Raw genomic sequence first — 12198 nt, 5'->3', positions numbered from 1 at the left:
CGCATCAGCGTCCTGTTCGCCATGCTCCGCGACGGAACCTTCTACGAACCGAGAAGCCCCCGCACCGCTTGACGAAAGACATAGAGGCACCCCCCGCTCCCCCGTCCCCCCGCACGGTGGCTCAGGTGTGCCGCAGCTCCGACGGCCGGAGCGTGCGGCGCAGCAGCGGCATGCCGGTCGCGGCGGCGAGCAGGCACGTGGCGTACACCGCGAACGGCACCGGCAGGGCGGTCCACGGCAGGGAGACGGCCCCGCCGGCGACCGCCGTGGCGTAGAAGCCGCCCACGGCCAGGCCGCCGACGGCGGCGAGCCCCACCGCCGGGATCAGCGGCAGCGCGGTCTCCAGCAGCAGCGCACGGCTCAGCACGTGCCGCGGCACTCCCGCCGCGACCTGCTCGGCGAGCCCCTGGCGCCGGGCGGCGATGCTCTCGGCGGCGCCCACGGCGACGGCGGCCAGCGTGATCAGGAGCCCGATGCCGACGGCGGCGGCCGCCAGGTCGAGTCCGGTGACGTAGAAGGCGATGTCGTCCGGCGTGTAGTTCCCCGGGGCGAGGATGCCGTCCGTCATCGCCTGGCGGACGCCCGTGTAACCGGTCGCCACCACGGTGAGCAGCAGCACGGCCGCGTGGGTGCGGGCCGCGGCCCACGGGTCGTCGTGCAGGCGGGCGGCGGCGATCATGACGGCCGGGTCCTCGGTCCGGCCGGTGAGGCGGCGGCCCACCAGCCGGGCGAAGGCGGCGCTGGCCCGGACGGCGCCGAGCCCCATCAGCAGGAAGGCGACGAACAGCGCCAGGGGCCCGTTGACGCCGACGCGGTGGCCGTGGGCGACGGCCAGGATGCCGAGGACGACGGCCCCGACGACGACGGCGACGCCCGTCACCGCCGTCCCCTTCCCGGCCGGCCTGCGCTCCCTGCGCACCTCGCCCAGCGGCGAGGCCACCACCCGGCGCAGTGCCACCACGCTCACCAGCGCGCCCGCCACCGGCACCAGCAGGGCGGTCGCCGCCACGACCCCCCACAGGAACGCCGAGGGCGTGCCGACGCTCAGCACGACCGCCCCGACCACCAGCACCGCGAGCACGGAGCCGGCCAGGCAGGCGAGCCCGGTCTCCAGCGCCGCGATCCGCCGCACCCGCAGCGGCGACGCCCCGGCGAGGCGGAGCCCGGCCATCCGGCGGTCGCGGTGCACCGCGCCGATCCGCGCGCACTGGCCGAGGAACCCGAGCGTGGGCACGAGCAGGAGCAGCAGCGCCAGGACGACGCCGGTCCGCTCGCCGGGCCGGTCGAACAGCCCCTCCCCGTACGGGATGCGGTACACCCCATCGCCCAGCGAGGCGAGCGCCGCGGCGGCCGCGGCGAACCCGCTCGCGCAAGACGCCCCGCCGGCCGTCAGCCCGAAGCGCCACCACTCCCTGCGGTCCGATCCACGGGTGAACAGCCAGGCCAGCTTCACGTCCTCGGTCATTTGGCGCCTTCCGTCGCAGCGGCTCGGCCGTCGGCCAGCCGGATCTCGCGGTCCGCGTACGCGGCCACCTGGGCGTCGTGCGTGATCAGCAGAACGGCCGTCCCGGCGGACCGGGCGGCGGAGACGAGCTCGGACATCACCTGTTCGCCGCCGAGGGAGTCCAGCGCGCCGGTGGGCTCGTCGGCGAAGACCACCCGGGGGCCGGTGACCAGCGCACGGGCCAGGGCCCCGCGCTGCGCCTGGCCGCCGCTGAGCTCGCCGGGGCGGGCGTCGCCACGGTCGGCGACGCGGAACCGGTCCAGCCACTCGCCGGCCCGCGCGCGGGCCGCGCGGCGGGAGGTGCCGGCGAGCATCAGCGGCAGGGCCACGTTGTCGGTGAGGGTGAGCTCGGGGATGAGCCGGCCGAACTGGAACACCACGCCGAAGTCGGTGCGGCGCAGTTCGCTGAGCCGGTCCTCGGGGAGCGCGTCGATCCGCTGCCCCTGGTAGTGGACGGTGCCCCGGTCGGGGCGGACGATACCCGCCATGCAGTGCAGCAGCGTGGACTTGCCGCTGCCGCTGGGGCCGGTGACGGCGAGGATCTCACCGGCGTGGAGCAGGGCCGAGGCGCCCCGGAGGGCGTCGGTCCGGCCGTGCGTCTTGACGAGGTCCCGGGCCGCGAGCAGCGGCTCGGCGACGGTGCTGGTCGGACTCATCGTGCGGTGACCTCCGCGGTCAGGGTGGCGAGCCGGTCCGCGGTGGTGGTCATCCAGCGGAGGTCGGCGTCCAGGTGGCTGAGGGCGTAGTCGGCCGAGAGGACGGTCCCGAGGTCGGCCCCGGGAGTGGTCTTGACCTTGGTGAGTTCCCGCATCCGATCCATGTGGGCGGTGCGCTGGTGCAGCAGGTAGGCGGCGGGGTCGCCGCCGGCCAGGATGGCGACGACGACCTTGGCGAAGATCTCGTTGGCCACGAACGGCGCGGGCGGGGCGATCTCCTCGGCCCAGCGCGCGAGTTCGCGTTCGCCGTCCTCGGTGAGCCGGTACGCGGTCCGCTCCGGGCCGCCGTCGGAGGCGGTGCCCTCGACCTCGGCCAGCCCGTCCCTGACCAGGCGCTGCAGGGTCGTGTACACCTGCCCGTACGCCAGGGGGCGGGCCTGCGGGAACCGCTCGTCGTGCCTCCTCTTCAGGTCGTAGCCGTGGCTCGGCCCCGAGGAGAGGAGGCCCAGCAGGATGTGACGGGTACTCATGCGCAGCAGTATGCACCACATACATGTACTGAGTGAATAGTCGTGCGGAGGATCGCGGCGGGCCCGTGTTGAGCACCGCCCCGGAGCGTGCGAACGTGGGCGCGGCCGACCGCAGTCCGACAGGGAAAGGGGCGCTCCCGGTGCGCATCGATCTCAACGCCGACCTCGCCGAGGGCTTCGGGCGGTGGGAGCTCGGGGACGACGACGCGCTGCTCACCGTCGTGACCAGCGCCAACGTGGCCTGCGGCTTCCACGCGGGCGACCCGACGGTGATCCGCCGGGCGTGCGCGCGGGCCGCCGCCGAGGGCGTCGCGGTGGGCGCGCAGGTCGGGTACCGGGACCTGGCCGGGTTCGGGCGGCGCTTCGTCGACGTGGAGCCGCGGCAGCTGGCGGACGAGGTGCTGTACCAGATCGGCGCCCTGGACGGCCTGGCCCGCGCCTCGGGCACGACGGTGCGGTACGTGAAGCCGCACGGGGCCCTCTACAACGCGATCGTCCACCACGAGGCGCAGGCCGCGGCGGTGGTCGCGGCCGTGCGGGACTGGGACCCGGCGTGCGCGGTGCTGGGGCTGCCGGGGTCGCGGTGGCTGGCGCTGGCGGAGGAGGCGGGACTGCGGGTGTTCCGGGAGGCGTTCGCCGACCGGGCGTACACCCCGGAGGGCACCCTCGTCCCCCGGCGCGAGCCGGGAGCGGTGCTGCACGACCCGGCGGAGATCGCCGACCGCTGCGTCCGGATCGCGCGCGGCGAAGCGATCCCGGCGGTGGACGGCACACCGCTGCGGATCGAGGCGGACTCGCTGTGCGTGCACGGCGACAGCCCCGGCGCGGTGACGGTGGCCCGCGCGGTGCGCGAGCGGCTCGCCGCGGCGGGCGTCACCCTGCACGCCTTCACCGCGGGCCGGGAGGGCTGAGGTGCGGTTCCTGCCGTGCGGCGACCAGGGCCTGCTGGTGGAGGTCGCCTCGCTGGACGAGGCGCTGGGCCTCTACCGGTCGCTGGAGCGGCGTCCGCCCCGAGGGGTCACCGACCTGGTCCCGGCGGCCCGCACGGTCCTGCTGCGGCTGGCCCCGGGCACGGACCCGGCCGCCGTGGAACGGGCGGTGCGCGGCACGGACCTGTCCGCCGGGCGGGACGAACCCGGGCCCCTGGTACGCGTCCCGGTGCGCTACGACGGCGAGGACCTCCCGGAGGTGGCCGAGTCGACCGGGCTGCCGGCCCGCGAGGTGGTGCGCCTGCACACCGGCTGCGAATGGACCGTCGCCTTCGGCGGTTTCGCGCCCGGCTTCGCCTATCTGACCGGCGGGCCGCCGGAGTTGAGGGTGCCGCGGCGGGCCGAGTCGCGGACCCGGGTGCCGGCCGGGGCGGTGGGCCTGGCCGGGGAGTTCAGCGGCGTGTACCCGCGCAGCTCGCCGGGCGGCTGGCAGGTGATCGGGCGGACCGACCTGGCGGTGTGGCGGGAGGACCGCGACCCTCCCGCCCTGCTGCGGCCGGGGGTGCGGGTGCGGTTCGAGAAGGTGGGGCGGTCGTGACGGCTGCGCTGCGGGTGCGGTTCGAGGAGGCGGTGCGGTCGTGACGGCTGCGCTGCGGGTGCTGGCGACGGGTCCGCTGGCCACCGTGCAGGACCTGGGGCGGCCCGGGCTCGCCGCGGTGGGCGTGGGCCGCTCCGGCGCGGCCGACCGCGGGGCGCTGCGGCTCGCCAATCGGCTGGTGGGCAACGAGGAGGGCGCGGCGGCGGTGGAGGTCACCTTCGGCGGCCTCTCGGTGCGGGCGCTGCGGCCGGTGACCGTCGCCGTGACCGGGGCGGCGTGCCCGCTGAGCGTGGGCGCGGTCGACTCGGTGGTGCACCTGGCGGCCGGGCGGCGGCTCACCCTGGGAGCCCCTTCGGCGGGACTGCGGAGCTACCTCGCGGTGCGCGGCGGTATCGCCGTGCCCGAGGTGCTGGGGTCCCGTTCGCGCGACGTGCTCGCGGGGCTCGGTCCGGCGCCGCTCGCGGTCGGGGACGTCCTGCCCGCCGGACCCGCGCCCGCGGAGCCGCCGCGGGTCGACCTGGCGCCGGTGGCCGCGCCGGAGGCCGGCGAGGTGGTGCTGCGGGTGCGGCCGGGCCCGCGGGACGACTGGTTCACCCCGGGCGCCGTACGGGAGTTGCTCTCCGCCGTCTGGACGGTGGGCGCCGACTCGGACCGGGTGGGGATGCGGCTGGACGGTCCCGCGCTGGAACGGGCGGTCGGGGGCGAACTGCCCAGCGAGGGCGTGGTCCCGGGCTCCCTCCAGGTCCCGCCCGGCGGCCGCCCGGTCCTCTTCCTCGCCGACCACCCGGTCACCGGCGGCTACCCCGTGATCGCCGTGGTCCTCGCCGACGACCTCGACCGCGCCGCCCAGGCCCGCCCGGGCCGGCCGCTGCGGTTCACCACGGCCCGGCGGTCCACCACGGCCCGGCAGCCCCCGCCCCGTCCGCGGTGACCCGCGCGGCCGCCCGGCGGTCGCACCACGGCGCGGGAACCGCGGTCCGCGCGCCCGGCGTGTTCCGTGCGGGGGACGCACGGTAGCCGACGGAGACGGGCGGCGGCGGACGGCGGCGGGCGGGTGTGCCCGCCGGGTACGGGCGGGCCGGCGGCGCGGGCGGCCGCGGCGCGACCGAGCGCGGGCGGGCGGCAGGATCGCGCAACGCCCGTGCGTAATCGCGCCGTCACGGCGATACTTGCGGCGACACGATGACCCCGGGGGAGGTCTCATGACACATCCACAGGCGCCCGGCGCCGCGCCGCCGCCCGTCGCGCCACCGCCACCACCCCCGGCGCCCCCCGCGCCGGCGCCCGCGCCGCCGCGTCGCGCGCCCGCGCTCGTGGAGACCGCCGCCCGGGTGCGGGCCGCCGCGACCACCGAGCCGGGCCGGCTGCGGATCATCGGCGCCGTCCTCGCGCTGCTGGTCGTGGCGTTCGGCGGCGCCACCACCTGGCAGACGGCGGACCGCAGTTCGGCCGCCGACGCCGTGCTGCGCCACAGCGGCCCGCTCAGTTCGGCCGCCGCCGAGGTCCACCGGTCGCTGGCCGGGGCCAACACCGCCGCGTCCAGCGGACTGCTGGCAGGCGGCAACGAGACGCCGGACAGCCGCAAGCGGTACGAGGAGGACATCCGCACCGCCGCCTCGGGCCTGGCCACCGCCGCCGCCAGTTCCGACCCGGACTCCGCCTCCGGCCGGACCGTCGCGCGCCTCAACGAACTGCTGCCCCGCTACAAGGGGCTGGTCGAGCGGGCCCGCGCCAACAACCGGATGGGCTACCCGCTGGCCGGCGCCTACCTGCGGTACGCGGACGACCTGATGCGGCAGGAGATGCTGCCGGCCGCCGAGAACCTGTACGAGCAGGAACAGGGCCGTCTCCGCGAGGACTACGCCGACGCCACCCCCTACCCGTGGTTCGCCCTGGGCCTCGGCGCCGTCGCGCTCGCCGCCCTCGGGTGGGCGCAGCGCCGGGAGTACCGCCGCACCAACCGGGTGCTGAGCCCCGGCCTGGTGACGGCGACCGCGGCCACGGCCCTGGTGCTGCTGTGGCTCCCGGTCGGGCACTCGATGGCCCGGGCGGGACTCGACGACTCGTACGAGCACGGCGTGGAGTCCCTGGCCCTGCTGAACGACGCGCGGACCGCCTCCCTCCAGGCCCGCGGCGCGGAGAACCTGACCCTGGTCAACCGGGGCGCGGAGACCACGCAGATGCCGGACGGCAGCTTCCGCGACAAGTTCGAGGTGGCCTTCCAGGACTCGATGACGGGCCTGTCCAACGCCCTGGACGCGGCGGCCGGGGTGGCCGAGGACCCGCAGGTCGACCGGCCGGTCGAGACGGCGCGGAGCAGCATGCTGGAGTGGCGGGAGCGTCACCGGGAGGCCCGCGAGGCCGACGACGCGGGCGACTACCAGGAGGCCCTCGACCGGATCATCGGACCGGACGACAAGTCACCCACCCGGGTCTGCTTCGACAACGTCGACCGGTCCCTGCGGCAGGCCCTGGAGCACGAGGAGACGGAGTTCGAGCGCGCCGCGGCCGACGGGCGGGCCGCGCTCACCGGTCTGCCCTCCGGGGCGGCCGCGCTGGCGGCCCTGGCCGCCGTGGCGGCGCTGCTGGGGATCGGCCGCAGGCTTTCGGAGTACCGGTGAACGGGGGAACGGCGATGCGACGACGGCACGACGAGGACCTGGACCGGCGCCGGCCGGGCCGCGGCCGGCGCGTCACGGGCGCCCTGGCCGGTCTCTGCGCGCTCACCGCGGCCGGCGCCCTGCTGCTGCCGCTGCCGCACGACGGCGGGGCCCTCGACCGGGACACCGCGGGCGCGCCGGCCGGCAAGGCCGAAGGCCGGCCCGCCGCCCCGGCCGCACCCGCCGCCCGGCCCGCCGCGGCCGCCGACGACTGCGAGCGCCCCGAGGCGCGGAGCCTCTCCCCCTCCACCGACGAGACCGGCCCGACGATCCGGGCCATCAAGGAACGCGGCCACCTGCGGGTCGGTGTCGACCAGAACAGCTACGGCTGGGGCTACCGGGACCCCAACAGCGCCGAGGACCAGGTGGAGCTCTCCGGCTTCGACATCGACCTGGCCCGCCGGACGGCCGACGAGATCCTCGGCCCGCGGGCGCCCGGGGAATCCCCCAACATCCGCTTCCACGCGATCCCCACCAACCAGCGCATCCCGGCCGTGCGGGAGGGCCGCGTCGACATGGTGGTCCGCACCATGACCATCACCTGCGACCGGCTGGAGGACGTGTCGTTCTCCGCCCCCTACTTCACCACCGGCCAGCAGGTCCTCGCCCCCGCGCGGTCGTCGGTGACCGGCTACGACCGCAGCCTGGCGGGCCTGCGGATCTGCAGCGCGGCGGGATCCACCGCACACAGCCGGCTCGAGGAGGACCGGAAGGACGGCGTGCCGGCGGTGGCCGAGGCGGACATCGGCACCACGGTGCCCAACCAGCTCGACTGCCTGGTGCGGCTCCAGCTCGGCGAGGTGGACGCGGTGGTCACCGACAGCGCCCTGGCCGCCAGCCAGGCCGCGCAGGACCCGTCGGTGGCGCTGAAGGGCGAGGAGTTCACCGAGGAGTACTACGGCGTGGCCATGGCCGAGGACGCCGACGACCTGGTCCGCCGGGTCAACGCCGTACTGCGCGACTACGTCGCGGACGGCGGCTGGAAGCGGGCCTACGAACGGTGGCTGGCGTCGACCATGCCGAAGCCGGCCGACCCCCCGCCCGCCGTCTACCGCGACTGACCCCCGCCCGCCCTGGGCAGGGTCCCACCGGCGAGGCCGTGAGCCCGCGCCGACCGACCGCACGCACCGACTGCGCACTGAGAGGTGATCGATGGGCGACACGGGACACGCCTTGGGTCCGGTGATGGACCGGGACGAGGTGGACCGTGCGCTGGCGCGGCTCGGCGCGGAGCACGAGGCCATCGAGTCCTCGCTCCTCGCGCTGCAGGACCACGCGGGGCGCAGACTCCTCGAAGGGGCGGAGCTGACCGGCGCCACCCAGCAGCGGTGGCGGGCCACGGAGGCCTCGATCGGCCTGCTGTGGACCTTCTTCGACGCCTACACGGACGCCCTGCGCTCCGCCCGCGACCTGCGGGCCCGCCGTCGCTGGGCCGGGCGCGAGGACCTGGTGGCCCTCACCGAGCTGCTGCGGGGCCCCGGCGTCACGGTCGCCGGGGCCGCCGCCGCGGAGGGTGGCGGGCTCGCCGGGACGTCCTCGGTCCGCCTCAGCCGCCGCTACACGCTGTCCGCGCTCGTCGACCGGATGAACGAGCTGTACGCCGCCGCGCTGGACGTGGTGGTGGCCGCCGACGCGGTCTGGTCGGCGCTGCCGGCCCGGATCGACATGCTCTCCGCCGAGCTGCGCCGCACCCGGGAACTCGCCCGCTCGGTGGGCGTGCGGCCGGGCGAACACCCGGCCGGCGACGACCTGGAGCGGATCACCGGCGCCCTGGCCCGGTTGCGCGAGCGGGTGATCTCCGACCCGCTGTCCTTCTGGACGCCCGCGGAGGGGAGCGCGGCCCCCGGCGCGGGCCGCCCGGACACCACCGCCTACGACCGGTACGCACGCGAGCTGGAGGACGCCCGCCGCGAGATCGAGGCGGTCCTGACGGTCCGCCAGGACGCCGAGTCCCGGCTCGTACGGCTGCGCGACGTGCTGAGCCGCGCGGACCGCACGCTGGCCGAGGCCCGGCTGGCGCGCGGCGAGGTGCTGGCGAAGATCGCGGCCACCGAGGTGCCCGCGGTGAGCGGCCCGCCGACCGTGCTGCAGGAGCGGGTGTCGACGGCGGCGGAGTACCGGCGGCAGGGCCTGTGGCACCGGCTGTCCCCGCTGCTGGACGAGCTGGAACGCAAGGCGGAGGACGAACTGGTGCGCGCCCGCGAGTCGTTGACGGCGGTGACCGCGCCGCTGGCGATCCGCGCCGAGCTGCGGGGCCGGCTGGACGCCTACCGGGCGAAGGTGTCCCGGCACGGGCTGGCAGAGGACCCGCTGCTGGTCGAGCGGTACGACATCGCCCGCCGGATGCTGTGGAGCGCGCCCTGCGACCTGCGGGTCGCCGAACAGGCCGTGCTGCGCTACCAGCGGGCCGCGGTGGAGCAGTTGCGGCCCGTGATGCCCACACAGGACGGGGCGGGACGGCCGGAGGGGGCCCAGGCGTGAACGCCGACGGAGGGGGAGCTGTGCGGAGGGACGGGGCGTGATGGAGCCGAGGTGTCAGCGGCCGGGCTGCGAGGGCGCGTACGAGGACGTCGGCGGGGGCGAGCTGTACTGCGACCACTGCGGGCTGGCGCCGGTGGTGTCCCCGGACGGCATGGTGGGCGGCACACCCACCGGCGTCGCGGGACGCCCGCCGGGCCACTCCGGCCGCTCCACCGGCCCGGGGTCCACCGGCCCGGGGTCCACCGGCACCGGCGGCGCGGTCGGCCCGGGGCCGGGCGGCGCGGTCGGCACGGGGCCGGGCGGCGCGGTCGGCACGGGGCCGGGCGGCGCGGTCGGCACGGGCGGCCCGGGGGATCCGGCGGGCCCCGAGGCGTCCTCGCGTCCGTCCCACGCGTCGTCCGGGTCGTCGCGCTCGTCGTCCCGCTCGTCGTCGCGGTCCCGGCGCTCGGTCTCCGGCCGGCTGTCGGGGACGCTGAGCGGCGCGGCCACGGTCGGCGCGGTGTCGGTGCGCAGCTCCGGCGCGCAGTCCGGCGGCTCCCACCGGGGGCGGCTGGGCGCCGGCCTGGTCGACGTCCCGGCGGTGCCGCGTCCCGACCCGCGCGCCATGGTGCTGGACGACCCGCGGGTGCCGGAGCGCAAGCGGTTCTGCTCCCGTTCCGACTGCGGCGCGCCGGTCGGCCGGGCCCGTGGCGACCGCCCCGGCCGCACCGAGGGGTTCTGCACCAAGTGCGGCCACCCCTACTCCTTCGTGCCCAAACTGCGCGGCGGGGACGTGGTGCACGGCCAGTACGAGGTCGCGGGCTGCCTGGCGCACGGCGGGCTGGGCTGGATCTACCTGGCGGTGGACCGCGCGGTGTCCGACCGGTGGGTCGTCCTCAAGGGCCTGCTGGACACCGGCGACCAGGACGCGATGGCCGCCGCCATCTCCGAGCGGCGGTTCCTGGCCGAGATCGAGCACGCCAACATCGTGCGGATCTACAACTTCGTCGAGCACCTGGACCAGCGGACCGGCTCCCTCGACGGCTACATCGTCATGGAGTACGTCGGCGGCAGGTCGCTCAAGGACATCGCCAACGCCCGCCGCACCCCGGACGGCCGCCGTGACCCGCTGCCGGTGGAGCAGGCCTGCGCGTACGGCATCGAGGCGCTGGAGGCGCTGGGCCACCTGCACAGCCGCAACCTGCTGTACTGCGACTTCAAGGTCGACAACGCGATACAGACCGAGGACCAGCTGAAGCTGATCGACATGGGCGCGGTCCGCCGCATGGACGACTACGAGTCGGCCATCTACGGCACGGTCGGCTACCAGGCCCCCGAGGTCGCCACGGTCGGCCCGTCGGTCGCCTCCGACCTGTACACGGTGGCGCGCACCCTGGCCGTGCTCACCATCGACTTCCACGGCTACACCACCGTCCACGCGGACACGCTCCCGGACCCGGACGGGATCGAGGTGTTCCGGCGGTACGAGTCGTTCTACCGGCTGCTGGTCCGGGCCACCGACCCGGACCCGGCACGGCGGTTCGCCTCGGCCCAGGAGATGGCGGAACAGCTCACCGGCGTACTGCGCGAGGTGGTGGCGCTGGGCACCGGCCGCCCGCGGCCCGCCCTGTCCACCCTCTTCGGCCCCGAACTCCGGGTCACCGACGCGCGGTTGTTCGACGACACGGAGCCGGAGGTGTCCCTCCTCGGGGCCCGGCGGAACCCTCCGGGCCGGCTGTCCGCCCGCCGGGCCGCGCCGTCCGGGGCCCCCACCGCGCACACCGCCCCGCCCGTCGCCCCGCCGCACGCCGCACCGCCCGGGACCGCGCCGCCGGTGTTCCCCGCCCAGCGCGGGCCCTCCCCCGTACCCGCCACGGGCACCCCGCACACCCCTCCGGTGTCACCCGGAACGGTGAAACCCGTGGACGCCGCGGCCGCCGCGCTGGCCCTGCCCGTGCCCCGGGTGGACCCCGACGACCCCAACGCCGGTTTCCTCGCCGCGCTGATGACGGCGGCGCCCCAGGAACTGCTCGTCGCGCTGTCCGGGGCACCCGCCGCCTCGCCGGAGTCCCGGCTGCGGCTGGTGCGCGCGCGGCTGGAGGCGGGCGAGGCGCGGGCCGCCGTCGAGGAGCTGCGGAGTCTGGCCGCCGAGGAGCCCGACGACTGGCGGGTCGTCTGGTACCGGGGCGTGACCTCCCTGGTCACCGGGGAGTACGTGGCCTCCGCGCTCGCCTTCGACGCGCTCTACGACGCCTTCCCGGGCGAGCCCGCGCCCAAGCTGGCGCTGGGTCTGTGCGCCGAGGTGCTGGGGCAGTCGGACAACGCCGCCGAGTACTACCGCCTGGTGTGGACGACCGACCCCAGCTATGTCAGCGCCGCCTTCGGACTGGCCCGTGTGCGCCTCGCCACAGGCGACCGGGAGGGCGCGGTCGCCGCCCTGGAGTCGGTGCCGGAGGCGTCCATCCACTACACCGCGGCCCGGGTCGCCGCCGTCCGGGCACGGCTGCGGGGGCGTACCGTGGTGGGCGCCGACACGCCGTTCCTCGACGATCTGACCGCCGCCGCCGCGCAGGTGGAGGCGCTGGGCGGATACGGACTGGACGCCGTGCGGCGCGAGCGGCTGTCCGCGGAGGTGCTGGGCTGCGCGCTCGACTGGGTACTCTCCGGAGGCCGGGCTTCCGTACCGGTGGCATCCGGGCGGGGGGTGCTCGGCGAAGTACTGGACGAGCGGGGACTCCGTCTCGGCCTGGAACGCTCGTACCGCACGCTGGCCCGTCTCGCGGACGGCGGCGAGGAGAGGATCGACCTGGTGGAACGCGCCAACCGTTACCGTCCCCGGACGTGGGTGTAGTGGTGCCGCC

At 76.6% G+C, this 12198-nt stretch carries 10 protein-coding genes; 7 read left to right on the top strand and 3 right to left on the bottom strand.

Features of this window, described 5'->3' with window-relative positions; all coding sequences use genetic code 11:
- Positions 1–121 precede the first annotated feature (121 nt).
- The 3 genes from ACWD3O_RS21745 to ACWD3O_RS21735 are packed head-to-tail and all read right to left on the bottom strand — an operon-like array spanning position 122 to position 2690.
- Positions 122–1465, bottom strand: coding sequence for an ABC transporter permease (locus tag ACWD3O_RS21745; protein ID WP_451417003.1), 1344 nt, complete (start codon positions 1463–1465; stop codon positions 122–124).
- On the bottom strand, positions 1462–2160 hold the full coding sequence (locus ACWD3O_RS21740) for an ABC transporter ATP-binding protein (protein WP_451417002.1): 699 nt from the start codon (positions 2158–2160) through the stop codon (positions 1462–1464). Before ACWD3O_RS21740 ends, ACWD3O_RS21745 begins: the two co-directional genes overlap by 4 nt.
- A complete protein-coding gene (locus tag ACWD3O_RS21735) occupies positions 2157–2690 on the bottom strand; it encodes a PadR family transcriptional regulator (RefSeq protein WP_451411947.1) in 534 nt (177 codons plus the stop codon). Before ACWD3O_RS21735 ends, ACWD3O_RS21740 begins: the two co-directional genes overlap by 4 nt.
- Before the next feature lie 140 nt (positions 2691–2830).
- On the opposite strand from ACWD3O_RS21735, the gene ACWD3O_RS21730 reads away from it, so the two are divergent.
- From ACWD3O_RS21730 to ACWD3O_RS21700, 7 genes are all read left to right on the top strand, one after another.
- Entirely contained in the window at positions 2831–3601 is a 771-nt protein-coding gene (locus ACWD3O_RS21730; RefSeq protein ID WP_451417001.1) for a LamB/YcsF family protein, read from the top strand.
- A 1-nt stretch (position 3602) separates the two neighbouring features.
- On the top strand, positions 3603–4217 hold the full coding sequence (locus ACWD3O_RS21725) for a 5-oxoprolinase subunit B family protein (protein WP_451417000.1): 615 nt from the start codon (positions 3603–3605) through the stop codon (positions 4215–4217).
- Positions 4218–4257: 40 nt separating this feature from the next.
- Positions 4258–5148: a 5-oxoprolinase subunit C family protein gene (locus ACWD3O_RS21720; protein WP_451416999.1), complete on the top strand. Its 891-nt coding sequence runs from the start codon at positions 4258–4260 to the stop codon at positions 5146–5148.
- 271 nt (positions 5149–5419) lie between these two features.
- Positions 5420–6838, top strand: a complete 1419-nt coding sequence (locus tag ACWD3O_RS21715) for a hypothetical protein (protein WP_451416998.1) — start codon at positions 5420–5422, stop codon at positions 6836–6838.
- Between the two features lie 14 nt (positions 6839–6852).
- Positions 6853–7938, top strand: coding sequence for a glutamate ABC transporter substrate-binding protein (locus ACWD3O_RS21710; protein WP_451416997.1), 1086 nt, complete (start codon positions 6853–6855; stop codon positions 7936–7938).
- A 91-nt stretch (positions 7939–8029) separates the two neighbouring features.
- The gene (locus ACWD3O_RS21705; protein WP_451411953.1) at positions 8030–9358 is read left to right on the top strand and encodes a hypothetical protein; all 1329 of its coding nucleotides are present in this window, start codon (positions 8030–8032) and stop codon (positions 9356–9358) included.
- Positions 9359–9398: 40 nt separating this feature from the next.
- Positions 9399–12188, top strand: a complete 2790-nt coding sequence (locus tag ACWD3O_RS21700; RefSeq protein ID WP_451416996.1) for a tetratricopeptide repeat protein — start codon at positions 9399–9401, stop codon at positions 12186–12188.
- The last annotated feature ends 10 nt before the right edge of the window (positions 12189–12198 follow it).

The sequence above is a fragment of the Streptomyces sp. NPDC002640 genome (assembly GCF_053592575.1).
Note: the sequence above shows the minus strand (reverse complement) of the source record. Positions and strands in the feature narration are given on the sequence as shown.

Coding starts and splice junctions, on each gene's coding strand:
- ACWD3O_RS21745 (WP_451417003.1), bottom strand. CDS start 1,465: ATGACCGAGGACGTGAAGCTGGCCTGGCTGTTCACCCGTGGATCGGAC.
- ACWD3O_RS21740 (WP_451417002.1), bottom strand. CDS start 2,160: ATGAGTCCGACCAGCACCGTCGCCGAGCCGCTGCTCGCGGCCCGGGAC.
- ACWD3O_RS21735 (WP_451411947.1), bottom strand. CDS start 2,690: ATGAGTACCCGTCACATCCTGCTGGGCCTCCTCTCCTCGGGGCCGAGC.
- ACWD3O_RS21715 (WP_451416998.1), top strand. CDS start 5,420: ATGACACATCCACAGGCGCCCGGCGCCGCGCCGCCGCCCGTCGCGCCA.
- ACWD3O_RS21710 (WP_451416997.1), top strand. CDS start 6,853: ATGCGACGACGGCACGACGAGGACCTGGACCGGCGCCGGCCGGGCCGC.
- ACWD3O_RS21705 (WP_451411953.1), top strand. CDS start 8,030: ATGGGCGACACGGGACACGCCTTGGGTCCGGTGATGGACCGGGACGAG.
- ACWD3O_RS21700 (WP_451416996.1), top strand. CDS start 9,399: ATGGAGCCGAGGTGTCAGCGGCCGGGCTGCGAGGGCGCGTACGAGGAC.